The sequence below is a fragment of the Streptomyces sp. NBC_00212 genome (assembly GCF_045206365.1).
Taxonomy (GTDB): domain Bacteria; phylum Actinomycetota; class Actinomycetes; order Streptomycetales; family Streptomycetaceae; genus Streptomyces.
The window spans coordinates 6,706,216-6,730,433 of sequence record NZ_CP108115.1; the positions used below are offsets into that span (position 1 = coordinate 6,706,216).

At 71.0% G+C, this 24,218-nt stretch carries 26 protein-coding genes; 16 read left to right on the top strand and 10 right to left on the bottom strand.

The features are described 5' to 3' along the window. The first annotated feature begins 39 nt into the window (after window positions 1-39). The 3 genes from fabG (at window position 40) to OHA17_RS30575 (ending at window position 2,065) form a co-directional block, all read left to right on the top strand. Complete coding sequence (gene fabG / locus OHA17_RS30565) at window positions 40-759, top strand: 3-oxoacyl-[acyl-carrier-protein] reductase (RefSeq protein WP_398876582.1); 720 nt, start codon at window positions 40-42, stop codon at window positions 757-759. 5 nt (window positions 760-764) lie between these two features. Further along, window positions 765-1,535 (top strand): enoyl-ACP reductase FabI, encoded by a 771-nt coding sequence (gene fabI / locus OHA17_RS30570; RefSeq protein WP_053730751.1) that lies wholly within the window; start codon window positions 765-767, stop codon window positions 1,533-1,535. A 155-nt stretch (window positions 1,536-1,690) separates the two neighbouring features. Continuing rightward, window positions 1,691-2,065: a hypothetical protein gene (locus tag OHA17_RS30575; RefSeq protein WP_398876581.1), complete on the top strand. Its 375-nt coding sequence runs from the start codon at window positions 1,691-1,693 to the stop codon at window positions 2,063-2,065. Between the two features lie 34 nt (window positions 2,066-2,099). Here the strand turns inward: OHA17_RS30575 and OHA17_RS30580 are convergent, their stop codons facing one another. After that, window positions 2,100-2,783: a FadR/GntR family transcriptional regulator gene (locus OHA17_RS30580; protein ID WP_053730752.1), complete on the bottom strand. Its 684-nt coding sequence runs from the start codon at window positions 2,781-2,783 to the stop codon at window positions 2,100-2,102. A gap of 80 nt (window positions 2,784-2,863) precedes the next feature. Between OHA17_RS30580 and OHA17_RS30585 the strand changes: the two genes are divergently transcribed. The 4 genes from OHA17_RS30585 to OHA17_RS30600 all read left to right on the top strand — a co-directional run bounded on the left by OHA17_RS30585 (window position 2,864) and on the right by OHA17_RS30600 (window position 5,327). After that, a complete protein-coding gene (locus OHA17_RS30585; RefSeq protein WP_406509211.1) occupies window positions 2,864-4,150 on the top strand; it encodes a CynX/NimT family MFS transporter in 1,287 nt (428 codons plus the stop codon). 30 nt (window positions 4,151-4,180) lie between these two features. Then, complete coding sequence (locus OHA17_RS30590; protein ID WP_261711291.1) at window positions 4,181-4,297, top strand: SGM_5486 family transporter-associated protein; 117 nt, start codon at window positions 4,181-4,183, stop codon at window positions 4,295-4,297. Window positions 4,298-4,506: 209 nt separating this feature from the next. Further along, window positions 4,507-4,713 carry a hypothetical protein gene (locus OHA17_RS30595; RefSeq protein WP_406509212.1) on the top strand — a complete coding sequence of 69 codons (207 nt, stop codon included), beginning with the start codon at window positions 4,507-4,509 and terminating at the stop codon, window positions 4,711-4,713. A 95-nt stretch (window positions 4,714-4,808) separates the two neighbouring features. After that, window positions 4,809-5,327 (top strand): histidine phosphatase family protein, encoded by a 519-nt coding sequence (locus OHA17_RS30600; RefSeq protein ID WP_053730755.1) that lies wholly within the window; start codon window positions 4,809-4,811, stop codon window positions 5,325-5,327. An 80-nt stretch (window positions 5,328-5,407) separates the two neighbouring features. Here the strand turns inward: OHA17_RS30600 and serB are convergent, their stop codons facing one another. Together serB and OHA17_RS30610 are read right to left on the bottom strand one after the other, a co-directional pair. Next, window positions 5,408-6,649, bottom strand: a complete 1,242-nt coding sequence (gene serB, locus OHA17_RS30605; protein WP_406509213.1) for a phosphoserine phosphatase SerB — start codon at window positions 6,647-6,649, stop codon at window positions 5,408-5,410. A gap of 96 nt (window positions 6,650-6,745) precedes the next feature. After that, window positions 6,746-8,344: a streptophobe family protein gene (locus tag OHA17_RS30610; protein ID WP_406509214.1), complete on the bottom strand. Its 1,599-nt coding sequence runs from the start codon at window positions 8,342-8,344 to the stop codon at window positions 6,746-6,748. A gap of 348 nt (window positions 8,345-8,692) precedes the next feature. On the opposite strand from OHA17_RS30610, the gene OHA17_RS30615 reads away from it, so the two are divergent. Further along, the gene (locus OHA17_RS30615; protein ID WP_406509215.1) at window positions 8,693-11,224 is read left to right on the top strand and encodes an FHA domain-containing protein; all 2,532 of its coding nucleotides are present in this window, start codon (window positions 8,693-8,695) and stop codon (window positions 11,222-11,224) included. Between the two features lie 106 nt (window positions 11,225-11,330). On the opposite strand, the gene OHA17_RS30620 is transcribed toward OHA17_RS30615, so the two are convergent. From OHA17_RS30620 to OHA17_RS30630, 3 genes are all read right to left on the bottom strand, one after another. After that, complete coding sequence (locus tag OHA17_RS30620; RefSeq protein ID WP_406509216.1) at window positions 11,331-12,002, bottom strand: transglycosylase SLT domain-containing protein; 672 nt, start codon at window positions 12,000-12,002, stop codon at window positions 11,331-11,333. A 268-nt stretch (window positions 12,003-12,270) separates the two neighbouring features. Further along, complete coding sequence (locus tag OHA17_RS30625; RefSeq protein WP_406509217.1) at window positions 12,271-13,350, bottom strand: S-adenosylmethionine:tRNA ribosyltransferase-isomerase; 1,080 nt, start codon at window positions 13,348-13,350, stop codon at window positions 12,271-12,273. Further along, a complete protein-coding gene (locus OHA17_RS30630) occupies window positions 13,347-14,069 on the bottom strand; it encodes an SDR family NAD(P)-dependent oxidoreductase (protein ID WP_406509218.1) in 723 nt (240 codons plus the stop codon). Before OHA17_RS30630 ends, OHA17_RS30625 begins: the two co-directional genes overlap by 4 nt. A gap of 185 nt (window positions 14,070-14,254) precedes the next feature. Here OHA17_RS30630 and OHA17_RS30635 point away from each other — a divergent pair, with 185 nt between their 5' ends. From OHA17_RS30635 to OHA17_RS30645, 3 genes are all read left to right on the top strand, one after another. After that, window positions 14,255-15,439, top strand: coding sequence for a GAF domain-containing sensor histidine kinase (locus OHA17_RS30635; protein ID WP_406509219.1), 1,185 nt, complete (start codon window positions 14,255-14,257; stop codon window positions 15,437-15,439). After that, window positions 15,432-16,076, top strand: coding sequence for a response regulator transcription factor (locus tag OHA17_RS30640; protein WP_053724166.1), 645 nt, complete (start codon window positions 15,432-15,434; stop codon window positions 16,074-16,076). Before OHA17_RS30635 ends, OHA17_RS30640 begins: the two co-directional genes overlap by 8 nt. A 160-nt stretch (window positions 16,077-16,236) precedes the next feature. Then, window positions 16,237-16,473, top strand: coding sequence for a chaplin (locus OHA17_RS30645; protein ID WP_406509220.1), 237 nt, complete (start codon window positions 16,237-16,239; stop codon window positions 16,471-16,473). A 285-nt stretch (window positions 16,474-16,758) separates the two neighbouring features. Here OHA17_RS30645 and OHA17_RS30650 read toward each other — a convergent pair whose 3' ends face one another. Continuing rightward, window positions 16,759-17,544: a hypothetical protein gene (locus OHA17_RS30650; RefSeq protein WP_406509221.1), complete on the bottom strand. Its 786-nt coding sequence runs from the start codon at window positions 17,542-17,544 to the stop codon at window positions 16,759-16,761. Between the two features lie 367 nt (window positions 17,545-17,911). On the opposite strand from OHA17_RS30650, the gene OHA17_RS30655 reads away from it, so the two are divergent. The 4 genes from OHA17_RS30655 to OHA17_RS30670 all read left to right on the top strand — a co-directional run bounded on the left by OHA17_RS30655 (window position 17,912) and on the right by OHA17_RS30670 (window position 21,109). Beyond that, window positions 17,912-18,703 carry an ABC transporter ATP-binding protein gene (locus OHA17_RS30655; RefSeq protein ID WP_053724168.1) on the top strand — a complete coding sequence of 264 codons (792 nt, stop codon included), beginning with the start codon at window positions 17,912-17,914 and terminating at the stop codon, window positions 18,701-18,703. A gap of 49 nt (window positions 18,704-18,752) precedes the next feature. Next, a complete protein-coding gene (locus OHA17_RS30660; protein ID WP_406509222.1) occupies window positions 18,753-19,181 on the top strand; it encodes an NfeD family protein in 429 nt (142 codons plus the stop codon). A gap of 79 nt (window positions 19,182-19,260) precedes the next feature. Further along, window positions 19,261-20,211 (top strand): SPFH domain-containing protein, encoded by a 951-nt coding sequence (locus OHA17_RS30665; protein ID WP_053724170.1) that lies wholly within the window; start codon window positions 19,261-19,263, stop codon window positions 20,209-20,211. A gap of 124 nt (window positions 20,212-20,335) precedes the next feature. Continuing rightward, window positions 20,336-21,109 carry a sulfite exporter TauE/SafE family protein gene (locus tag OHA17_RS30670; RefSeq protein WP_406509223.1) on the top strand — a complete coding sequence of 258 codons (774 nt, stop codon included), beginning with the start codon at window positions 20,336-20,338 and terminating at the stop codon, window positions 21,107-21,109. Window positions 21,110-21,190: 81 nt separating this feature from the next. Here the strand turns inward: OHA17_RS30670 and OHA17_RS30675 are convergent, their stop codons facing one another. The 3 genes from OHA17_RS30675 to OHA17_RS30685 form a co-directional block, all read right to left on the bottom strand. Beyond that, window positions 21,191-21,706, bottom strand: a complete 516-nt coding sequence (locus OHA17_RS30675; protein ID WP_053724172.1) for an HNH endonuclease — start codon at window positions 21,704-21,706, stop codon at window positions 21,191-21,193. Between the two features lie 180 nt (window positions 21,707-21,886). Next, the gene (locus OHA17_RS30680; RefSeq protein ID WP_189961370.1) at window positions 21,887-22,423 is read right to left on the bottom strand and encodes a YbhB/YbcL family Raf kinase inhibitor-like protein; all 537 of its coding nucleotides are present in this window, start codon (window positions 22,421-22,423) and stop codon (window positions 21,887-21,889) included. Window positions 22,424-22,479: 56 nt separating this feature from the next. Beyond that, window positions 22,480-23,262: a sporulation protein gene (locus tag OHA17_RS30685; protein WP_406509224.1), complete on the bottom strand. Its 783-nt coding sequence runs from the start codon at window positions 23,260-23,262 to the stop codon at window positions 22,480-22,482. Between the two features lie 95 nt (window positions 23,263-23,357). Here OHA17_RS30685 and OHA17_RS30690 point away from each other — a divergent pair, with 95 nt between their 5' ends. Next, window positions 23,358-23,999 carry a DNA-3-methyladenine glycosylase gene (locus OHA17_RS30690; RefSeq protein WP_053724175.1) on the top strand — a complete coding sequence of 214 codons (642 nt, stop codon included), beginning with the start codon at window positions 23,358-23,360 and terminating at the stop codon, window positions 23,997-23,999. Window positions 24,000-24,218 lie beyond the last annotated feature (219 nt).

Sequence of the window (24,218 nt, forward strand, 5' to 3'; positions counted from 1 at the left end):
TGCGTGGAGTACGAATCCACCTATCGAAAGGGTGATCCGTTGAGCCGCTCGGTTCTCGTCACCGGAGGCAACCGGGGCATCGGCCTCGCCATCGCCCGCGCTTTTGCCGACAGCGGCGACAAGGTCGCGATCACGTACCGCTCCGGAGAGCCGCCCGAGGCCCTTACCGCATTGGGCTGCCTGGCCGTCAGGTGTGACATCACCGACACCGAGCAGGTGGAGCAGGCCTACAAGGAGATCGAGGACAAGCACGGTCCCGTCGAGGTCCTGGTCGCCAACGCGGGCATCACCAAGGACCAGCTCCTGATGCGCATGTCCGAGGAGGACTTCACGTCCGTCCTCGACACCAACCTGACCGGCACCTTCCGCGTGGTCAAGCGCGCCAACCGCGCCATGCTGCGCGCGAAGAAGGGCCGCGTGGTCCTGATCTCCTCGGTCGTCGGGCTGCTCGGCTCGGCGGGCCAGGCCAACTACGCCGCCTCCAAGGCCGGTCTGGTCGGCTTCGCCCGGTCGCTCGCGCGTGAGCTCGGGTCCCGGAACATCACTTTCAACGTCGTCGCACCCGGTTTCGTCGACACCGACATGACCAAGGTGCTCACCGAGGAGCAGCGCGCGGGCATCGTGTCCCAGGTGCCGCTGGGCCGCTACGCGCAGCCCGAGGAGATCGCCGCCGCGGTGAAGTTCCTCGCCTCCGACGACGCCTCGTACATCACTGGAGCCGTCATCCCGGTTGACGGCGGATTGGGCATGGGTCACTGATCACCATGAGCGGAATTCTCGAAGGCAAGCGCATCCTGATCACCGGTGTGCTGATGGAGTCCTCCATCGCCTTCCACACCGCGAAGCTGGCTCAGGAGCAGGGCGCCGAGGTCATCCTGACCGCCTTCCCGCGCCCGACCCTGACCGAGCGCATCGCCAAGAAGCTCCCCAAGCCCGCCAAGGTCATCGAGCTCGACGTGACCAACCAGGAGCACCTGGACCGGCTTCCGGGCCTGGTCAAGGAGGAGCTCGGCGGCCGTCTGGACGGCATCGTCCACTCCATCGGCTTCGCCCCGCAGGACGCCCTCGGCGGCAACTTCCTGAACACGCCGTTCGAGTCGGTCGCCACCGCCATGCACGTCTCGGCGTTCTCGCTGAAGTCGCTGACCATGGCCCTGCGCGAGCTGCTCGTCCCGGGCAGCGCCGTCGTCGGCCTCACCTTCGACGCGCAGTTCGCCTGGCCGCAGTACGACTGGATGGGCCCGGCCAAGGCCGCCCTTGAGGCCACGTCCCGCTACATGGCCCGTGACCTGGGCAAGGACGACATCCGCTGCAACCTGATCTCGGCGGGGCCGATCGGTTCGATGGCCGCCAAGTCCATCCCGGGCTTCGCGGAGCTCGCGGACGTGTGGAACCACCGTTCCCCGATGGAGTGGAACATGGCCGACCCCGAGCCCGCGGGCAAGGGTGTCGTCGCGCTGCTCTCGGACTGGTTCCCGAAGACCACGGGCGAGATCATCCACGTCGACGGCGGTCTGCACGCCGTGGGTGCCTGACCCCGCACAGCACGAATCGCGGCCGCCCACCGGACCTTTTGGTGGGCGGCCGCCGTGCGTGGACCGCGACTTCCCCGCAGACTGATCAAACGGACATGTCGGGCAGTCGGCCGGGGAAGAGGTGGGGTGTGCGTCCGCTGCGTACGGGTCCCCGTGTGCGTCCCCTGAGCGTCGGGCAGCGCCGGGCCCTGGCCCTGTTGTTCCTCCTGCTCGCCACGGCCGCCGGGCTCGCCGCCCCCTCCGTGGTGCGCGCCGCCACCGCGCCCGACCCGGCGCCCGCCGTGGCGCCGCCCGAGCCGTTCGGCGCCGCGTGCCGGACCTCCGTGCAGGGCTCGCACGTCACCGCGTACTGCCACAACCCCTACCCGGACGCCGACCTGGTGCGCCTGCACACCGACTGTGCGAACTGGTGGGACCTGGACGCGGACGCGGCGCCGGTGGAGGTGGGCCCCGGCCAGACCGTACGCCTGGGCGACCGCTGCTGGAAGGACGTCCGCGCGGTCTGGGTGACCCACCAGAAGGCGCCCTGACCGCAGCAGAGTGCCCCGGCGGAGCAGCGCCCGCTCAGCGGGCTTCGAGCCGGTCCGGCAGGCAGATGAAGGCGTGGGCGGCGGCCTCGGAGGCGGCCGTCTCCGCGTCGCCGGCCCGGATCGCGTCGACCATCCGACCGTGGTCCATGTGGTTCTCCGGGGTCATCTCCAGTGCCACGTCGTCGCGCAGCCAGTCGCGCAGCAGATGGCCGAGGTCGGCGTACAGCTCGGTCAGTACGTCGTTGTGCGAGGCCGCGACGACCGCCAGGTGGAGCGTGGCGTCGGCCGCCACGAAGGCCTCCCGGTCGCCCGAGGCCCACGCCTGCTCGCGCCGCTCAAGCAGCGTGTCCAGCTGCTTCAGCTCGCGCTCGGTACGCCGCTCGGCGGCCAGCTTCGCCGCCGACGACTCCAGCGTGGAGCGCAGCTCGGCCACGTGGCGCGGGTCCGCGTCGGCGAACCGGCGGTGCATCACCCCGGCCAGCTCGCTGGTCGCCACGACGTAGGTCCCCGAGCCCTGGCGGATGTCGAGCAGGCCGTTGTGCGCGAGGGCGCGGACGGCCTCGCGGACGGTGTTGCGCGCCACCCCGAGCTGTTCGACCAGCTCCGGCTCGGTCGGGATGCGCGAACCCACCGCCCACTCGCCCGAGGTGATCTGGTTGCGCAGCTGCGCGATCACCTGGTCGGCGAGGGCGGACCGCCGGGGAGAGCTGAGGGTCATGGTGCTCCAGTCCGAGAGGGAGTCGTCAGTGACGAGAATCGATTGGACAACCAATCATCCCATGATTCTATGATGGCACCATGCCCGACGAAGAGACCACCACGCTGAGCCCGACGCCCGCCGTCCGCACCGAGCCCCTCGAAACCCCCGCCGACGCGGGCCGGGTGCCGTCGTGGACGCGCTGGCTCGTACCGCTCGCGCTGGTCCTCGCCGCCGTCAACCTGCGCCCCGCCATCACCAGCCTCGGCTCGCTGATGAAGGAGGTCACCGGCGGGCTGCACATGAGCGGCGGCATCGCGGGCGTCCTCACCTCGGTCCCGGCGTTCTGCTTCGCCGTGTTCGGCGTCATGGCGCCGCGGCTCGCCCGCCGCTTCGGCCCCGGCGCCGTCGTGTTCGCGGGCATGGCCGCCATCACCGCCGGCCTGCTCCTGCGCCCCTTCGCGGGCGGCACCGTCACCTTCCTCGCGGCCAGCGCGCTCGCCCTGATGGGCATAGCCGTCAGCAACGTCCTGATGCCGGTGATCGTCAAGCGGTACTTCCCCGACCGGGTCGGCTCCATGACCGGCCTCTACTCGATGGCGTTGGCCGCGGGCACCTCGCTCGCCGCGGTCACCACCGTGCCCCTCACCGATGCGCTGGGCGGCAGTTGGCGCCAGGGGCTCGGCATCTGGGCACTGCTCGCCGTCGTCGCGGTGGCCGCCTGGATCCCGCTGACGCGCGACCGTTCCGGGAGCGCGGGCCCGGCCCTCAGCGCCAAGGAAGAGGCCGCCCCCGCCCTGCGCATCACCCGCAGCGGCACCGCCTGGGCGCTGGCCTGCTTCTTCGGGCTCCAGGCCACCGGCGCGTACATCACCATGGGCTGGATGCCGACGATCTTCCGTGACGCGGGCGTCTCGGCCGGCACCGCGGGGCTGTTGCTCTCCATCACCATGGTCATGGGCGTGCCGCTCGGCTTCGTCATCCCGTGGCTGGTCAACCGGCTGCGCAGCCAGGGCCCCATCGTCGTCGCGCTCGGCAGCTGCGGCCTGGCCGGCTACGCGGGGCTCTACCTCGCGCCGGCCGCCGGCGCCTGGGCCTGGGCGCTGCTGCTCGGCATCTCCAACTGCGCCTTCCCGCTCGCCCTCACGATGATCGGCAAGCGGTCGCGGACCGGCGCGGGCGTCGTACGGCTCTCCGCCTTCGCCCAGTGCGTCGGCTACCTGCTCTCCATCCCGGGGCCGCTCCTGGTCGGCGTCCTGCACGACCGCAGCGGCGGCTGGGACCTGCCCATCGCGCTGATGGCGGCGCTCATGGTGCCGCAGATCGCCGTCGGCATCCTGGCGGGCCGCGACCGTACGATCGAGGACGAGGCCGGGGCCCGGCGATAGCGGCCCGAACCCGGATGCGACACTGGCCGCATGCCAGTGCTCGAACCCAATCCGCAGAACAGCCACAAGAAGCTCCTGCTCGTGCTCGGCGCGATGCTCGCCGTCACGGTCGTCGTCGCCGTCATCGCGACGCTCGCCTCCCCCTGACCGAGGCACTGACCGGGGCTCCGGCCGGTGCCCCCGGACGGGGCCATGGTGGTGCTAGCCCCACCATCCCCTAGGGGGTCAGGGTCAGGGTCAAGTAGGTGGGTCACCGGATGGGATGACGCCCGCCGGATCCGTAGGTTTTGAGGTACCGCGACGGACACCCCGTTCGCCCCGCGGCACTCGAACCCGGAACCCACACGGAGGCGGTCATGTCGGCCCACACCCACCCCAGGTCCCCCCAACCGACCGCCGGTGGCGTCGACTTCAAGCTGCCGTGGTGGGGTGTCGTGCTGCCCGCGGTCGCGTTCTTCGCGCTGCTCGCGCTCGTCATCGGATCGGGCGACACCCACGCCGTCTCCGGTGACGGCACCCTCACCCACCTCGTCGACCGCATCCAGCAGAGCATCTCGCGTTAGCGGGCAACAGCCCCCGCGAGCACAGGCGTCACCCCCCTGGCGGAGCCCTTCGACACCCTGCGCCCGATGGCGCGATTCATGCGAAGCTGGGGAACATGAGCGTCGATACACCCCGCAGGATCGTCCTTCTGAGGCACGCGAAAGCCGACTGGCCCCAGGTGTCCGACCACGACCGGCCGCTCGCCGAACGGGGCAGGGCGGACGCCCCCGTCGCCGGCCGCTGGCTGGCCGGGGCCGGCGTCGGCCCGGACCTCGCCCTCTGCTCCAGCGCGGCCAGGACCCGCGAGACCTGGAAGCTCGCCGTCCAGGAACTGCCGCAGCGCCCCAAGACGGTGTACGAGGAGCGGCTGTACGAGGCCTCCCTCGGCGAACTGATCGCGCTGGTCAACGAGACCCCCGACGACGTCGCCGACCTCCTGCTCGTCGGGCACAACCCCGGGATGCACGCCCTTGCCGACGCGCTCGCCGGTGACGCCGAGGGCGACCTGCTGGCCCGGATGAACCGCAGCGGCTTCCCCACCTGCGCCGTCGCCGTGCTCACCTTCAACGGCTCCTGGAAGTCCGTGGAGCACGGGGTGGGCAGGCTCGTCTCCTTCTGGTCCCCGCACGCCTGACCTCGCAGGCGGACCCCGGTACGCGACGAAGGCCCCGGTACGCGATGCGCGCCGGGGCCTTCGCCACAGGACGACAAGGTTCAGTCGATGAGGCCGTCGGCCGCCTCGACCTCTTCCCGGGTGATGCCGAGCAGGTACAGCACGGTGTCGAGGAAGGGCACGTTCACCGCGGTGTGCGCGGCCTCGCGGACCACCGGCTTGGCGTTGAAGGCGACGCCGAGGCCCGCCGCGTTCAGCATGTCGAGGTCGTTGGCGCCGTCGCCGATCGCCACCGTCTGGGCCAGCGGCACCCCGGCCTCCGCGGCGAACTCCCGCAGCAGCCGCGCCTTCCCCGCCCGGTCGACGATCTCGCCCGTGACCCGGCCGGTGAACTTGCCGTCCTCGATCTCCAGGGTGTTGGCGGAGGCGAAGTCGAGGCCGAGCCGGTCCTTGAGGTCGTCGGTGACCTGGGTGAACCCGCCCGAGACGACGCCCACTTGATAGCCGAGCGCCTTGAGCGTACGGATCAGGGTGCGGGCGCCGGGAGTGAGCCGGACCTCGGCCCGCACCTTGTCCACGACCGAGGCGTCCAGGCCGCGAAGGAGCGCCACCCGGGCGTGCAGGGACTGCTCGAAGTCCAGCTCGCCGCGCATCGCGGCGGCCGTGACCTCGGCGACCTCGTCCTCGCAGCCGGCGTGCGCGGCGAAGAGCTCGATCACCTCGTCCTGGATCAGCGTGGAGTCCACGTCCATCACGACGAGCCGCTGGGCCCGCCGGTGCAGCCCCGCCGAGACGACCGCCACGTCCACGCCGAGGGCGGCCGCCTCGGTCGCGAGCGCGGTGCGCAGCACCCCGGTCGCCACGCCGGACACGGCGAACTCCACAGCCGTGACCGGGTACTTGGCGAGCCGGAAGATGCGGTCGATGTTGCCGCCGGCGCCGGCGATGCGAGCCGCTATGGCCGCCGTGGACTCGGCGGTCAGCGGGTGACCGAGCACGGTGACGTGCGAACGGCCGCTGCCGCGCGGCCTGTTGTCGCCGATGCCGGAGATGATCTCGGCTTCGAGCTTGAGCGATTCGGCCCAGCTGTGCACGGTGGCGCGCAGCTCGCCCTGGGAGGCCACGGTCGGCTCGGTGACGAGTACGCACAGCACGAGACGGCCACGGGAGACGACCTGTTCGATGTCCACGACATCGACGGAGTAGGCGGCGAGGGTGTCGAAGAGCCCGGCGGTGATGCCGGGGCGGTCCTTGCCGAAGATCTTGACGAGGAGGGTCGGTACGTCAGAGCTCTGACCGGCGTCGGAGTTCTGGCCGGCGGGGGGCAGGGGCGATGGCGTCATGGTGATCCCACCGTATCCGGCCGCGGCTCGGCCCCGGCACGCCGTCCCGCCCTGCGGACAGCGTGCCGGTGTACGGCCGCTCGGCCCGCGTGCCGCTCAGCGGCGGCCCCGCGGCGCCCCGGGGGGAGGCGGCGGGTCCTCCTTCGGGGGCCGGTACGGGCGGGGCCTCGGCCGGGGGCGGCCCGGGGGGCCCGGCAGCGTGGGGGAGCCGTGCAGGCCCGGCGGCAGCTTCAGATACGGGTTGGTGTCGGGGTTCGGCGGGCGGTAGGAGGGCGCCGGGTTGTACGGCCCCGGCCCCGTCTCCTCGCGGGGCCCGGGCACCCCGGGTGCCGAAACCCGGGCCAGGGCAGCGGCCCGCCGCCCCGCCGCCCCCGCCGCCCGGGCGAGCAGCGCGCCCGCCGCCCCCGCCGTGGCCCCCCACCCGGCGCCGAGCGCGAGCGCGAGCCCCGCGTCGCCGTGCAGCTCGACGCCCGCCCCGAACGCGTCGAAGCCCAGGACCGACAGGGAGGCGTTCGCGGACACCCCGGTGAGCCACACCATCAGGGGCAGCGCCACCGCGGTGGCCGCGGCCAGCGACAGCGCGCACCGCCCCACGAAAGCGCCGAGCGAACCCCTGCCCACCGGCGTACGGGCCGCGGCGAGCACCCCCGCGTACAGCATGAGCACGCCCGTCGCGACCGCCAACAGCCATACCCGGTGGTCGAGTTGGGCGAGCCGCCCCAGCGTCACCGACTCGTCGCTCTTCGCCCCGATGAGCTGGTCGAGCGGGTCGGGCAGGACGGTGGCGAGCGCGCCCGTGGCATGGCCGTGCCAAGGCACGAAAAGGCCGAGCGGGATCGCCGGCCACACGCCGTTGGGCGCGCCGAGCAGCGCCGCGCCCGCGATCCGCTTCGGGTGGGCGTCGCCGATCGCCGCGTACGCCGCCGCCGCGAGCCCCGCCACGACCGCCACCAGGACCACCGTCACCAGCGCGGACACCGCGGGCCGCACCACCCGGTGCAGCGCCGACCAGGAGCGCGGCAGCGGGGTGCGGCGGGAGGCGAGCAGGGCGATCACCAGGACCGCGAGCACCCAGCACGCCGCCCCGACCAGCGAGCGGGTCGTCCGGACGCTGAAGCCGACCTTGGCCTTGGCGTCCGCGAGGTCGGCGAGCCGGCCCGGCAACAGGCCGCCGACGTCCCCGATGCCGGGGATGCTCGGCACGCCGGGCACCTTGACCTGGCCCAGGCCCAGCTGGGATCCGTCGAGCGTGATGAGGTCGTGGCCGGCCCAGGCGAGCCCGCCGATCACGGCGACGAACAGGACGGCCACCGCGGCCGCGCGGGCCGTGAGTTCCGCGCCGGAGATCCAGGCCCCGGCGGCCCGCAGCGAGCGCAGGAAGAAGAAGGCGAGCAGCAGGGCGCCCGCGAGCCCGACGCCCAGTGGCGCGAAATCGACGGCCGTCTTCGCCTCCGCTCCGGTCAGCCCGAACGCCGAGACGTCGCCGGACGGGGTGACCGAGCCGCCCGCCCCGAGCACCACCACGGCCGCGGTCATCGGGCCGAGCGCCCCCGCCGCGTCCGCCCCGAGCAGATGCAGTCCGAGGGCGGCCGTGCCCGCCATCGCGACCAGGGCCCAGCTCACCGAGGCGATCGAGGCGAGCACGACGTCGCCCCACCGGATCGCACCTCGGACGTCGTTGTCGCCCACGCTCATCAGGACCCCCCGATACGAGCCGACTTGCCCCCATTCATACGGAGAGGACATTTTCATCCGCTGTCATGTTCCTTTATGCGCGGACATCATGATCCGTATGCACTCATGGGTGCTTACTACTCTCGGGGGGTGTTTGGTCCACGTCAACGGGCGGGCCCCGGGCGCCTGTTGCACGACCGCGACCGGACTGTGCCGCGTCTGTGCACGTAATTCACGAGGCCCGGGTTTCGGATACGAGCCCGGGCCTGAAATAGTTCCCCACGATGTTCACCATCCCTAGACTCCCTGTGTCGGGAGTCACAGGCCTCCGGTGCGGAGGTCTTTCGGGGGACGATAAGTGGGGCTGGAGTGCCGGAACTCGTACTGGAATTGAATGGCAGCACCTGGACGCTCGATCCGTCCAGGTCATACACCCTCGGGCGTGATCCGCAGGGTGACCTCGTGGTCGACGACGCCAGAGTCTCGTGGCGCCATGCCACGATCAGCTGGGGCGGCCGCAGTTGGGTCATCGAGGATCACGGATCGACCAACGGCACCTATGTGCAGGGCCAGCGGATCCACCAGATGGAAATCGGCCCCGGCTCTTCCGTCCACCTCGGCAACGCGACCGACGGCCCGCGGCTGAATCTGACCGGTGCCGCCGCGGCCGCCTACGCGCAGCCCGCCCCGGCCCAGCAGGCGCAGGCCGCGCCTGTCCACCCGCAGCCCCAGCAGGCCCCGCCGCAGCAGGGCGGCTGGGCGCAGCCGCCTCAGCAGCCCCAGCAGGCGCAGGTCCCGCCGCAGCAGCAGTGGCAGCAGCCCCAGCCGCAGCAGCCGCAGTTCCCGCAGCAGCAGGGCGGCGGCGCCGCGGGCGCTCCGCCGGTCTACGGCGACCGCAGCCCGACCACGTTCCACCAGGTCGCGCTCGGCCGCGTCATGCGCATCGGCCGTGCTCTGGAGAACGAGCTGGTGGTCTCCGACCTCCAGGTCTCGCGCCACCACGCCGAGTTCCACGCGACGCCCGACGGCCGGATGGAGATCCGCGACCTCGGGTCCCACAACGGCACGTACGTCAACGGTCAGCCGGTCGCCAAGGGCGGCACCGCGCTGCTCGGCCCCAACGACATCGTCGGCGTCGGCCACTCGACCTTCCGCATCGTCGGCGACCGGCTCGAAGAGTTCGTCGACACCGGTGACGTCTCCTTCTCGGCCCGCCACCTGACCGTCACGGTCGACGGCGGCAAGGACATCCTCAAGGACGTCTCCTTCGGCGTCCCCGAGAAGTCCCTCATCGCGGTCATCGGCCCCTCGGGCTCCGGAAAGTCCACCCTGCTCAAGGCGCTCACCGGCTACCGGCCCGCCAACAAGGGTGACGTCCTCTACGACAACCGGAACCTGTACAAGCAGTTCGCCGAGCTGCGCCAGCGCATCGGTCTGGTCCCGCAGGACGACATCCTGCACAAGGAGCTGACCGTCAAGAAGGCGCTGAAGTACGCGGCCAAGCTGCGCTTCCCCGCCGACACCACCGAGAACGAGCGCCAGCAGCGCATCGACGAGGTGCTGCGCGAGCTCAAGCTGGACATCCACAAGGAGAAGAAGGTCACCTCCCTCTCCGGTGGCCAGCGCAAGCGCGTCTCGGTGGCCCTGGAGCTCCTGACCAAGCCGTCGCTGATCTTCCTCGACGAGCCCACCTCGGGCCTCGACCCGGGCATGGACCGCGACGTCATGCAGCTGCTCCGGGGCCTGGCCGACGACGGCCGCACGGTTCTGGTGGTCACCCACTCGGTGGCCGAGCTCGCCATCTGCGACAAGCTGCTCGTGATGGCGCCGGGCGGCTCGGTGGCGTACTTCGGTCCGCCGGAGGAGGCGCTGAACTTCTTCGGCTACAGCACCTGGGCCGACGTCTTCTCCGCCTTCGAGAGCTACCGCGACTACGACTGGGCGGGCCGCTGGAAGGGCTCGCAGCACTACCAGATGTACGCCGCGGACATCGACGCGGTGGCCCCGCAGTCCGTACAGATGCCGCCGGCCCAGGCGATGAAGCCGCCGAAGCCGCAGGGCTGGGCCTCCCAGCTGTGGACCCTGATGCGCCGCTACGTCTCGGTCATCGCCTCCGACAAGGGCTTCCTCGCCCTGTCGGTGGCCCTGCCCGCGGTGATCGGCTCGGTCAGCGTCGTCATCCCGGCGAAGTTCGGCCTCGCGCCGCCCACGCCGCCGTCCCGGTTCAACGGCGACGCCGGCACGATCATGCTGATCCTCGCGGTCGGCATGTGCTTCTCGGGCGCGGCCAACTCCGTACGAGAACTGATCAAGGAACGGGTCATCTACGAACGCGAACGGGCCACCGGCCTGTCCCGTTCGGCGTACCTGATGTCCAAGATCCTGGTGCTCGGCGTCATCACGGCCTTCCAGGGCGTGATCCTCTGCGTGATCGGCTTCTCGACCCGCAAGCTGCCCGCCGAGGGCCTCGTGATGCCGCCCGCGATCGAGATGTGCCTGGTCGTGATCGCGCTCGGCTTCACCTCGATGATGTTCGGCCTGATCATCTCCTCGCTGGTGAAGACCTCCGAGAAGACGATGCCGCTCCTGGTCATGTTCGCCATCGTGCAGGTCGTCTTCACCGGCATCCTGTTCAAGGTGTACGACTCGGTCGGCCTGGAGCAGTTCGCCTGGCTGATGCCGTCGCGCTGGGCCATCGCGGGCGTCGGCACGACGCTGGACCTGTCCCACCTGATGGGGCCGATGGACCAGAACGACCCGACCAACCTCGACCCGCTGTGGAAGCACGAGGCGTCGCAGTGGTTCATCAACATCTCGGTGCTGCTGTTCATCGGCGTCGTCCTCGGCTTCTTCGTCGCGCGCCTGCTGCGCCGCCACGAGCCCGAGGTCATGCGCAAGTAGCCCGCGCCTGACAACGCGAGAAGGGCGGCACCCCCATGGGGGTGCCGCCCTTCTGCTGCGTCCGGAGAGATCAGCCGTCCGGAGAGGACCAGCGGTCCGATGCGGATCAGTAGGCGCTGTTGACGTTGTCCATCGAGCCGTACTTGTCGGCCGCGTAGTTGGCGGCGGCGGTGATGTTCGCGACCGGGTCGTAGATGTTCCACGAGGTGCCGGACACGTGGTACGCGTTGAAGGTCGGCTGGATGACCTGGAGCAGACCCTTCGACGGGACGCCGTTGATGGCGTTGATGTCCCAGCCGTTGATGGCCATCGGGTTGCCGGTCGACTCGCGCATGATGTTGCGGTGCAGACCCTCGTACGAGCCCGGGATGCCCTTGCTCTTCATGATGTCGAGGGACTGGCGGATCCAGCCGTCGAGGTTGTTGGCGTACACCGGCTTGCGGGCGGCGGAGCGGCTGGCGGCGGCCGCCTCGTCCCGCTTCTTCGCCTCGGCCTGGGCCTTCGCCTTGGCGTCCGCGGCGGCCTTCGCCTTGGCAGCGGCCTTGGCCTGCTGGTCGGCGGTGGCGTGCTGCTTGGAGACGGACTCCGAAACGGTCTTCGTGCTCGCGACGGTCGCCGAGAAGGCGGCGGGCTCGGCAGCCATGGCGTTGCCCGACTGACCCGTCCCGGGGAAGACCGAGAGGGCGAGAGCGGCGGCGCCGAGGGCGGCGACACCGGCAATCGAGATCTTGTGCGTCTGGGTGAGACGACTGTGACCAGGGTTGCTGGACTCGGGCATGGCTGTGGACCTCTTCCGAATGACGTGGACGGCGCATCGAAGCGCCGCGGCGATTGAGCCGCAGCGCTGTGCGACGGGAGCCATTGTTAGCGGCCGCAAAATCTGGTGGCAAAGGTGCTACATACGAAGCCGGGTAGTGGATCACGCCCGGGCGAAAGTCGGCTCGTACCCACTCTCGCCCCGCTCACACCGGCTTTATTTGTCCACTAAACGGCTTCGTAAGTGATGTGCGTCCTATGCGCGGGCTCACATCGGACACGTAACAGTCTCACCAAACGTTGCTGGAGCAATGCGCATAGTGAGGGTTCTCGTCCGGAAGTAGGAGGTGGACGTCGCCGAACTCGTGCCACAGGTAGAGCCGGCTCAGCGCCTGGTCGTAGGCGACGGCCAGCGCCTCGCGCCCCGCGATCGCCTCCAGCATCAGAAGGTGGGAGGCCTCCGGCTCGTGCAGCCCGGTCAGCAGGCCGTCCACCGCCCGCACCCCGCGCTGCGGGGTCACCACGAGATCCGTCCAGCCCGCGGCCTCGCGCACCACCCCGTCGGTCCCGGTCGCCGACTCCAGGGCGCGCACCGCCGTGGTCCCCACGGCCACGATCCGGCCGCCACCCGCTTTGGCCGCGTTCACAAGGCGGGCCGTCGCCCCCGGCACCTGGAAGCGCTCCGGGTACGGCGGCTCGTGCGCCTCCGCCGAGGCCACCCCGGTATGCAGCGTGACCGGCGCGAACTGCACGCCGCGCCGCACCAGCTCCACGACCAGCTCGACCGTGAAGGGCCGCGCTGCACTCGGCATCTCCGCCGAGCCGAGCCCGCCTGGCGCAGGCAGCGCGAACACCGTCTGGTAGGCGGCGAGCGGCTGGTCCCGCTCGGTGTAGGCGTACCGGATGGGCCGCCCGTGCCGGTGCAGCAGCCCGGGCACATCGGCCGCGGAGACCCGCGCCCACCACAGCCGGTCCGGGCTCAGCGCCTCGTCGAGCACGAGCCGTGCCCCGCCGGGCAGCGCCACCACCGCCCCCGCCCGGTCCCCGGTCCGCCGCTCGGTACTCCCCGACGCCGTCGGCGTACGCAGCTCCACCGCCCAGCGCCCGTCCGGCCCCCGGGTCGAGAAGTGCACCACCACCGGCCCGCCCTCCACCGTTCCGTCGACCGCCGCTGGCATCGTCTGCGACGTATTGACGACGAGGACGTCACCGGCCCGCAGCTGCTCCGCCAGATCGCGGAAGGCGTGATGGGAGACCCGCGTGCCGCGCGACACCATCAGCCGTACGTCGTCGCGCCCGGTCCCGCGCACCTCCGCGGGCACCGAGGCGAGCAGATCGTCGGGCACCCGCACCACCATGGGCACGGTCATCGCGCCACCTCCGCAGGGGCCTCCACGAGACCTTCCGTAAGAGAGGGGGCGCTGTAGCGCCCGCTCGCCGGCCGCTCGTCCAGGAGCCGCAGGAACCCCGGCACCGCCGTCGACGGCTCGGGCCGGCCCGAATCGTCGTCCGGCACCGCCGCCGCGTACAGGTCGGTGCGCATGTCGCCCGGGTCCACCGCCCACACCCGGAGCCCCGGCTCCTCCACGCCGAGCACCGCCGCCAGCCGGTCCAGGGCCGCCTTCGAGGCCCCGTACCCGCCCCACGTCTCGTACGCCTCGGCCGCCGCGTCCGAACTGACCGCGACCACTGCGCCCACGGGCGACTCCCGCAGCAGCGGCAGCGCCTCCTGCACGAGGCCCAGCGCCGCGACCACATTGGTCTCCAGGGCCGCCCGCAGGCCGGCCAGATCCAGCTCCTCCAGGCGTACGAGCGGCTCGGCGCCCAGCGCGGAGGCGTTGTTCACGAGGAGGTCGAGCCCGCCGAGGTCCCAGGCCGCCGCCACCAGTTCCGCCCGGTGCCCGGCATCGGTGACGTCCCCCGGCAGCGCCACGACCTTCGTGCCGTACGCATCGAGCCCGCGCGCCGTCTCCTCCAGTACGGGAGCGGTCCTGGCATCGAGGACGAGGTCCCAGCCCCGCCCGGCCAGCGCCCCGGCGAGCGCCCGCCCGAGCCCCTTCGAGGCCCCCGTGATGATCGCAACCGGCATGATGACCAACCCCTCTGTCACGTCGAACCGTCCGTCGATGCGTTCAGAGTGGCTCCGGGTGCGCCCCCGCCGCCTCGGACGCGGGCCCCACCCCGGCAAGGCACTTCGACCTAGGCCCGGCGACCTAAGCGGTGGAGGTCCACAGCCCGAGGCGCGCTGTCACACCCCGCCGGTACGGTGACGACATGAGCCGCTCCCGTCCCGCGCACGCCCCCGGACCAGGGGAGACCCCGTCACCGAGCGCGGGTCTCGCCGCCGTGAGCACCGCCCTGCTCGCCATGAGCAGGCACCTGGAGGTCGGCGACGTCCTCAAGACGATCACCGCGTCGGCCCGCGAACTGCTGGACGCGGAGTACGCGGCGCTCGGCGTCCCCGACGACCACGGCGGCTTCGCCCAGTTCGTGGTCGACGGCGTCAGCGACGAGCAGTGGCGGGCGATCGGTCCGCTGCCCCGTCAGCACGGGATCCTCGCCGCGATGCTCCACGAGGAGAAGGCCGAGCGCCTCGCCGACGTCCGCAAGGACCCCCGCTTCGAGGGCTGGCCGTCCGCCCATCCCGACATGTCCGACTTCCTGGGCATGCCGATCCGCGACGGCGAGGAGACGCTCGGCGCCCTCTTCCTCGCCAACAAGCGCTGCCCCAAGCCGGACGGCGGCTGCGGCTTCACCGAGGACGACGAGGAACTGCTGCGCCTGCTCGCCCAGCACGCCGCGATCGCCCTCACCAACGCCCGCCTGTACGAGCGCAGCCGCGAGCTGACCATCGCCGAGGAGCGCTCCCGGCTCGCCCACGAGCTGCACGACGCGGTCAGCCAGAAGCTCTTCTCGCTGCGCCTCACCGCCCAGGCGGCCGCCACCCTGGTGGACCGCGACCCGGTCCGCGCCAAGGGCGAGCTCCAGCAGGTCGCGGCCCTCGCGGCAGAAGCCGCCGACGAACTGCGCGCCGCCGTGGTGGAGTTGAGGCCCGCGGCCCTGGAGGAGGACGGCCTGGTGCACACGCTGCGCACCCAGATCCAGGTCCTCGACCGGGCCCACGCGGCCCGCGTCACCTTCGACAACCAAGGAGTGCGCGCGCTGCCCCCGGCCCAGGAGGAGGCCCTCCTGAGGGTCGCCCAGGAGGCCCTGCACAACGCGCTGCGCCACTCCGGCGCCGGCCGGGTCGACGTCGTCCTGGAGCGCAGCGGCCAAGGCGCGGTGCTGCGGATCACCGACAACGGCCGCGGCTTCGAGCCGAGCCGGGTCCGCCGCGCGGGCCGCCACCTCGGCCTGGTGTCGATGCGGCACCGGGCGAGCGGCGTCGGCGGCAGGCTCACCGTGCAATCGGCACCCGGCGAGGGCGCCACGATCAAGATGGAGGTCCCCGGTGGCTGACAAGGTGATCAGGGTCCTGCTCGTGGACGACCACCAGGTGGTCCGCCGAGGACTGCGTACGTTCCTGGAAGTACAGGACGACATAGAAGTGGTGGGGGAGGCCTCCGACGGCGCCGAGGGCGTGGCCCGCGCCGAGGAGCTGAAGCCGGACGTCGTCCTGATGGACGTCAAGATGCCGGGCATGGACGGCATCGAGGCCCTGCGCAAGCTCCGCGAGCTCGCCAATGGAGCCAAGGTCCTCATCGTCACCAGCTTCACCGAGCAGCGCACCGTGGTCCCCGCCCTGCGGGCGGGCGCTTCCGGCTACGTATACAAGGACGTCGACCCGGACGCGCTGGCCGGAGCGATCCGCTCGGTGCACGCGGGCCATGTGCTGCTCCAGCCCGAGGTGGCGGGCGCCCTGCTCAGCCAGGACGACGGGCACGGCGGCACCGGCCGTGGCACGACCCTGACCGAGCGGGAGAAGGAGGTCCTGGCGCTGATCGCGGACGGCCGCTCCAACCGCGAGATCGCCCGCCACCTCGTGCTGTCCGAGAAGACCGTCAAGACGCACGTCTCCAACATCCTGATGAAGCTGGACCTCGCCGACCGCACGCAGGCCGCGCTGTGGGCCGTACGGCACGGCGTGACGGGCTGATCCGACTGTCTGACATACGTAAACCGGATCGTCACCGTACGGTGCGAGATTCATACCGTCGTGTGGATGTCACCCACATAGCGCATCCCCTGGCGGCGGTGAGCGTTCTCCAGGCATGCCGCGGCGGCTGGTCGCGGCGAAGACCAGGAGGATCCAGAACATGAAGCTCAACAAGGCTCTCGCCGTCACCGTGCTCGCCGGCGGCGCCCTCGCCGCCGCGACCGGCGCTGCCTCCGCCGACGGGGTGGCCAACGGCAAGGCCGAGCACTCCCCGGGCATCGTCGCCGGCAACCTGGCGCAGGTCCCGGTGCACATCCCGGCGAACGTCACGGGCAACACGCTCAACGTGGTCGGCCTGCTCAACTCGGACTTCGGGAACGAGAGCTCCAACAACTGACCGGCCCCGCGCCGACGCAGTGACCTCCGGCCCCCGGGTTCCACCCGGGGGCCGGTCCCTTGCCCGAACCGTTTCGGCCCGCGCGACCTCAGAGCCTGTGTCCAAACCCCGCCCGGGTCCGCGACGCCTGGCACGCACGCTCGCCGCGTTGCCGAAGCGCCCTAGTAGCTCCTCCCCCAAGGTCTTGAAGACCAGGGGGTACCCCCATCGAGGACGCTCCGGCGCCTTGCGATCGCACGCACCAGACGCCGCGGCCTGATCCGGACGGGGTTTGGACACAGGCTCTCAGCCCCGCTCCCGCTCCTCCACATACGCGTTGTACGCGGCGACCCTGGCCCGCCGGGCCACCCGCTCCACCGGGCGCAGCACCTCGCCCCGCGCCGCGATCTCCGAGGCGCTCACCGCGCCCCCGTGCCCGCTCTCGTAGGCCAGCGACACCAGCAGCCCGACCCGCCGGGCCAGCTCCAACACCCGTACCGCGCGCGGCGGATAGCCCGGCGCGAGCACCTCCTCGTCGGGGCCCTCGGCCCGCGCCCGGTACGCGTCGATCGCGGCGGCCGCGGCGGGGCCCGAGCCCGCCACGTCGAGCCGGTTGAGCGCCGCGGTCGCCTCCCGCAGCGCCTCCGCGAGCTCACGCTCGGCCTCCCCGAGCGAGGGCACGTCCGCGGGCGGCGCCTCGCGCACCGCCAGGCAGTGCCAGACGACCTCCGCGTGCACGTCCCCCGCGGGCCCGGCCTCGTACAGCTCGGGAACGAGACCGTACGGGGCGCCGAACCCGACCACGGCCTCCTCGGCCTCAAGGGCGCGCGCGTTGAACTCCGGGGGGCCGCTGAGCCCCAGCGGATGCCCCGCCGCCGGGAGCGCGACCCGCCAGCCGTTCACCCCGAGGGTGCGCAGCCGGCCGAGCGCCAGCGTGAGCCCCACCGGCGCGGACTCGCCGGGCAGCCCTTCCACGCGGTGCACCGCGTCGTCCCCGACGATCGCGAGCGCCGCGTCGTCCGGCGAGACATATCCGGCCAACAGGGCATTTCCCCAAGCGGCCAGCCGACCTGAACGTGGTTCCGAGAACATGCCTCCAGCCTAGGGAAGCCGTACGACCGGACCTAGGGCCTGCCCGGCGGATCTTGTCTGGGACGCGCGGCCCTGGTGCGCCCTCCCCCAAGGCCTAATGGGCCAGGGGGGGACCCCCACCGCGTTGTCGTCAATCGCCGACGCTGCGCGTCGCCTCAATCCTCCGCCTTGCAGCTGGACGCACCAGGCCCCCGCTCAACGGCGCCGCAGAGCGAAGGCATCTCGCGGGCGACCAGATCCGCCGGACAGACCCTAGAGGCGGGATCACTTCGCCAGTGGCGTAGGTTTTCCCTGGGGACCGCGCCCACAGGCGCCCCCGGCAAGCACTCGCGAACTCAAGACGATGGCATGGGGAGACAACGCGCTCATGAGCGATGTACTGGAGCTGGTGGACGTATCCGTGGTCCGCGACGGACGCGCTCTGGTGGACGACGTCTCCTGGTCGGTCAAGGAAGGCGAGCGCTGGGTCATCCTCGGCCCCAACGGCGCCGGCAAGACCACCCTCCTCAACATCGCCTCCAGCTACCTCTTCCCGAGCACCGGCACCGCCAAGATCCTCGGTGAACAGCTCGGCAAGGTGGACGTCTTCGAGCTGCGCCCACGCATCGGCATGGCCGGCGTCGCCATGGCCGACAAGCTCCCCAAGCGCCAGACCGTCCTGCAGACCGTGCTCACCGCCGCGTACGGCATGACGGCCACCTGGCAGGAGGAGTACGACGCCGTCGACGAGGACCGCGCCCGCGCCTTCCTCGACCGGCTCGGCATGACGGACTTCGTGGACCGCAAGTTCGGCACCCTCTCCGAGGGCGAGCGCAAGCGCACCCTGATCGCCCGCGCCATGATGACCGACCCCGAGCTCCTCCTCCTCGACGAGCCCGCCGCCGGCCTCGACCTCGGCGGCCGCGAGGACCTGGTCCGGCGCCTCGGCCGGCTCGCCCGCGACCCGTACGCGCCCTCGATGGTGATGGTCACCCACCACGTCGAGGAGATCGCCCCCGGCTTCACCCACGTCCTCATGATCCGTCAGGGCAAGGTCCTCGCCGCCGGCCCCATGGAGACCGAGCTCACCTCCCGCAACCTCTCGCTCTGCTTCGGCCTCCCGCTCCTCGTCGAGCACCGCGGCGACCGCTACACGGCGACGGGGCTCCCGCTCGGCTAGGGCCTTTGTGCACTGTCGGTGAGGGGACGCCCGGACCTACCATGACCTTGTGGACATCGAGGCATGGGTTTGGTGGCTGATCGGCGCGGCAGCTCTGGGCATTCCCCTCGTCCTGACCACCATGCCCGAGTTCGGCATGATGGCGGTCGGCGCGGTCGCCGCCGCCATAGGCGCGGGCTTCGGCCTTGGCCCCGTCGCCCAGGTCCTCGTCTTCGTGGTCGTCTCGGTCGCCCTCGTCTCCGTCGTACGCCCCATCGCCGCCCGCCACCGCGCCCAGCGCCCCCAACTCGCCACCGGCACCGAGGCGTTGAAGGGCCGTCAGGCCGTCGTCCTGGAACGGGTCGACGCCGACGGCGGCCGGATCAAACTGGCGGGCGAGGTCTGGTCGGCCCGCGCGCTCGACCAGGACGGCGTGTTTGAGCCCGGCCGTCAGGTCGACGTCGTCGAGATCGACGGAGCCACTGCCATCGTCATGTGAACCATGCCAGGATCATCGGGTCCGGTAACTACCAACGTTTCCAGGGCCATCCGAGAGCAAGAAGGGCACGGGGTACGCGATGCAACCGATCATCATCGTCCTGATCATCCTGGTGGTGCTGGTCTTCATCGCCCTGATCAAAACGATCCAGGTGATCCCGCAGGCCAGCGCCGCCATCGTGGAGCGCTTCGGCCGCTACACGAGGACGCTGAACGCGGGTCTGAACATCGTCGTCCCGTTCATCGACTCGATCCGCAACCGCATCGACCTCCGCGAGCAGGTCGTCCCCTTCCCGCCCCAGCCGGTGATCACCCAGGACAACCTGGTCGTCAACATCGACACCGTCATCTACTACCAGGTGACCGACGCCCGGGCCGCCACCTACGAAGTCGCCAGCTACATCCAGGCGATCGAACAGCTCACCGTCACCACGCTCCGCAACATCATCGGCGGCATGGACCTGGAGCGGACCCTGACCTCCCGCGAGGAGATCAACGCGGCCCTGCGCGGCGTCCTCGACGAGGCCACCGGCAAGTGGGGCATCCGCGTCAACCGCGTCGAGCTCAAGGCCATCGAGCCGCCGACCTCCATCCAGGACTCGATGGAGAAGCAGATGCGCGCCGACCGTGACAAGCGCGCGGCCATCCTCCAGGCCGAAGGTGTACGGCAGTCGGAGATCCTGCGCGCCGAGGGCGAGAAGCAGTCCGCGATCCTGCGCGCCGAAGGTGAGGCCAAGGCGGCCGCCCTGCGCGCCGAGGGCGAGGCTCAGGCCATCCGTACCGTCTTCGAGTCCATCCACGCGGGCGACCCCGACCAGAAGCTGCTCTCCTACCAGTACCTCCAGATGCTCCCGAAGATCGCCGAGGGCGACGCCAACAAGCTCTGGATCGTGCCCAGCGAGATCGGCGACGCCCTCAAGGGCCTCTCCGGCGCCTTCGGCAACCTCGGCGGCGGCATGCCCGGCTTCAACACCGGCGGCAACAACGGCAACGGCGCGACCGAGCGCCGCGAAGAACCCCCCGTGGACTGACGACCCATCGGATGAACTGCCTGTGGACCGGGGCTAGTTGACTGCCCCATACACCCTTCATGCATGATCAGTGCGGCCCCTCGACCCCCACGGCGGGGAGGCGACTCACTGAACGTGTAAGGAGATGGCCTTGTCCATCTGGGAAGCACTCGCGGTCTTCGCGGCCGGCATCGGCGCGGGCACCATCAACACGATCGTCGGATCCGGCACGCTCCTCACCTTCCCCGTGCTCCTGGCGACCGGCCTGCCACCGATCACCGCCAACGTGTCGAACGCGCTCGGCCTGGTCCCCGGCTCCATCAGCGGGGCCATCGGCTACCGCAACGAACTGCGCGGCCAGACCCGGCGGGTGCTCCGCCTCGGCGCCGCCGCCCTGCTCGGCGGGCTCGCCGGGGCGATCCTGCTGCTCGCCCTGCCGTCCTCGTCGTTCGACGCGATCGTCCCGGTCCTGGTCGGCGCGGCGCTCGTCCTCGTCCTGTTCCAGCCGCGCCTGGCCGCCGCGATCAAGCGCCGCCGCGAGGCCCGAGGCACCGAGGCCCACCCCGAAGGCGGCGCCGCACTCCTCGCCGGCCTCTTCCTCGCCAGCATGTACGGCGGCTACTTCGGCGCCGCCCAGGGCGTCCTCTACCTCTCCCTGATGGGCCTGCTCCTGTCCGACAGCCTGCAGCGCGTCAACGCCGTCAAGAACATCCTCGGCGCCGTCGTCAACGGCATCGCGGCCGTCTTCTTCCTCTTCGTCGCCGAGTTCAACTGGACCGCCGTCCTGCTCATCGCCGTCGGCTCGACCATAGGAGGCCAGATCGGCGCCAAGGTCGGCCGCCGCCTCAAGCCCGCGGTGCTGCGCGGAGTGATCATCGCCGTCGGCATCGTCGCGATCCTCCAACTGACCCTGAAATAGCGGACGTACGCACATGCCGTACGCACATGAAGAAGCCCGCCTCCATTCGAAGGCGGGCTTCCCACAAGGAAGTTGACCCCGTTACGCGGCCGGTGCGGCGCCCGAAGCCAGCCACTCGGGCAGCTCGGACCGGGCCCCGGCCGCCATCGCAAGCAGCATCGCATCGGCCGGCGACGGCACGAACGGCTGCCGAAGCAGCGGCATCCCCGCCTCGTCCGGCGTCCGGTCCGCCTTGCGGTGGTTGTCCTCGGCGCAGGACGCCACCGTGTTCAGCCAGCCGTCCCGGCCGCCCTGCGCCCGCGGCACCACGTGGTCCACGGTCGTCGCCCGCCGCCCGCAGTACGCGCACCGGTGCTGGTCCCGGATCAGCACCCCCCGTCTCGACCACGGAGCCTGTCTTCGGAACGGCACCCGCACGTACCTGCACAGCCTGATCACCCGGGGCGCCGGTATGTCCATGGTGGCTGCACGCATCCGCAGACGGGGATGGGACTGCTCGACCACGGCCTTGTCCTGGAGCACCAGCACCACGGCACGGTTGAGCGTCACCGTCGACAGCGGCTCGAAGCTCGCGTTCAGTACCAGCGTGTCCCGCATCCTGCCCACCTCCGTAGTGCCGGCCCACTGACTGGCGGGCTGGGATCAACTCTGGCCGGGCTCGCCACGATGGACAACGCAATATCGGCGCCGGCGCGGGCGACGAACCCGGCCGACAACAGAAAAATGCCCTGCCCTGATCTCTCCAAGACCAGGGCAGGGCAAACGGAAAACGAACGATCAGCTCTGTGCGGGACCCGTGTACTCACCAATGAGCTGCGCCCGCCCGAGCGTGTGGAACCGCAGGTTGAAACCGACCACGGCAGGCGAGGCATCGGCATCCGGACCCAGCTTCTCGCTGTCGACCGCGTACACCGTGAAGACGTACCGGTGCGTCTCCCCGGCCGGCGGCGCCGCACCGCCGAAGTCCTTCGACCCGTAGTCGTTACGGACCTGGACGGCCCCGGCCGGCAGTCCCTCGAACTTGCCGCTGCCGGCCCCCGCGGGCAGCTCGGTCACCGACGCCGGGATGTCGAACACCGACCAGTGCCAGAACCCGCTGCCCGTGGGCGCGTCCGGGTCGAAGCACGTCACCGCGAAGCTCTTCGTCCCGGCCGGAAACCCTTCCCACCGCAGCTGCGGCGAGGTGTTCCCGGCCGCGTAGACCTGGGCGTCCTTGAGCACGGCACCCGGCTCGACGTCCTCGCTCACCACGGTGAACGACGGCACCTCGGGGTGGAAGTCGTGGGGAAGCGGCGGCCTCTTGAGCTCGCTCACGTCGGCACCTCCTGATTCGGCATCAACTGGTGGGACCGAGCCTAGGGCGTCCTCGCTCAGAACCAGTTCCGCCGCCCGCCGACCTCGGCCAGCCACTGATTGAGGTACGCCGCCCAGTCGGTCCCCCGGAAGTCGTGGAGGCCGACCTCGAACGAGCGGTAGGAGTCGCTGCCCTCGCTGAACAGACCCGGCTTCTTGTCCATCTCCAGGACCACGTCCATCGCGCGGTCGTCCGCGACGAACGACAGCTCCACCTGGTTCAGACCCCGGTACTGCGACGGCGGGTAGAACTCGATCTCCTGGTAGAAGGGCAGCCGCTGCCGCGTCCCGCGGATGTGCCCCTTCTCCATGTCCGCGCTCTTGAAGCGGAAGCCCAGCTGGATGAACGCGTCGAGGATCGCCTGCTGGGCCGGCAGCGGATGCACCTGGATCGGATCCAGATCGCCCGAGTCGAGCGCCCGGGCGATCTCCAGCTCGGTCGTCACGCCGATGTGCATGCCCCGCAGCTGCTGCCCGGCGACGGCCGTGACCGGCGTCTCCCAGGGAATCTCCAGACCGAACGGCACCACGTGCACGGCCCCCGCCTTCACCTCGAAGGCCCCGCCGAGCCGCACCTTGGTGAACTCGATGTCCTGCTTGTGCTCGTGCTCGCCGCCCTCGACCTCGACCCGGGCCTGCAGCCCGACCGAGAGCCCCTCGATCCGCTGGTCCACCGACCCGCCCTGGATCCGCACCTCACCCTGGACGACCCCGCCCGGCACCACATTGGTCTCGGTGAGCTCGGTCTCCACCGAAGCCCCGCCGGCTCCCAAGCTCGCCAGCAGCCGCTTGAACCCCATGCCAGTCCTTCCCGTACGACTTCTCGACCTCGACCCCTACGAACGCGCAACCGCCGTGTCCGGTTCCGCCCCGCCGTCCACTACCCTCGGACGCCATGATCGCGGGCACCGAACGTACGCCACTGGCAAGGGACTTCTTCGACCGGCCCGTCCTGGAGGTCGCTCCGGACCTCCTGGGCCGCACGCTCGTACGCCATACCGAGGCGGGCCCCCTCGAACTGCGCCTGACCGAGGTGGAGGCCTACGACGGCCCGAACGACCCGGGCTCCCACGCCTTCCGGGGCCGCACCCCCCGGAACGAGGTGATGTTCGGGCCGCCAGGACATGCGTACGTCTACTTCACGTACGGCATGTGGCACTGCCTCAACCTGGTGTGCGGTCCCGAAGGCCGCGCGAGCGGTGTTCTGCTCAGGGCGGGCGAGATCCGGGTGGGCGTCGATCTGGCCCGCAAACGTCGAATCTCGGCCCGTCATGACAGAGAACTGGCCAAAGGCCCGGCCCGCCTGGCCACCGCACTGGACGTGGGACGGGCCCTGAACGGCACCGACGTGTGCGACGGCCCGAAGGCCCCCCTCTCCGTACTGACTGGCACCCCTCCCACGCCCGACCAGGTACGCAGTGGACCGCGCACCGGAGTGGGCGGCGACGGTGCCCCGCACCCGTGGCGCTTCTGGATCTCCGAGGACCCCACGGTGAGCCCGTATCGGGCGCATCAGCCCCGCAAGCGCCGAACTTGACTCGGCCTCAAGCGGCGCCTAACGTAGCCCGAGCCGCTTGAGACGGGCCCTGCTGTTCAGCAACCCCAGGCGGCCATCCACTACCTACGATCGAACCTCAACGGGTCTGTATTTCGGCATGCCGAAATTCGAACTCGAATGACTCGATTATGAAGAGGCGGGGAAACCCGCTAAAGTAGTGGACACGCCGAAAGGGAAACGCGAAAGCGAATACCTGAA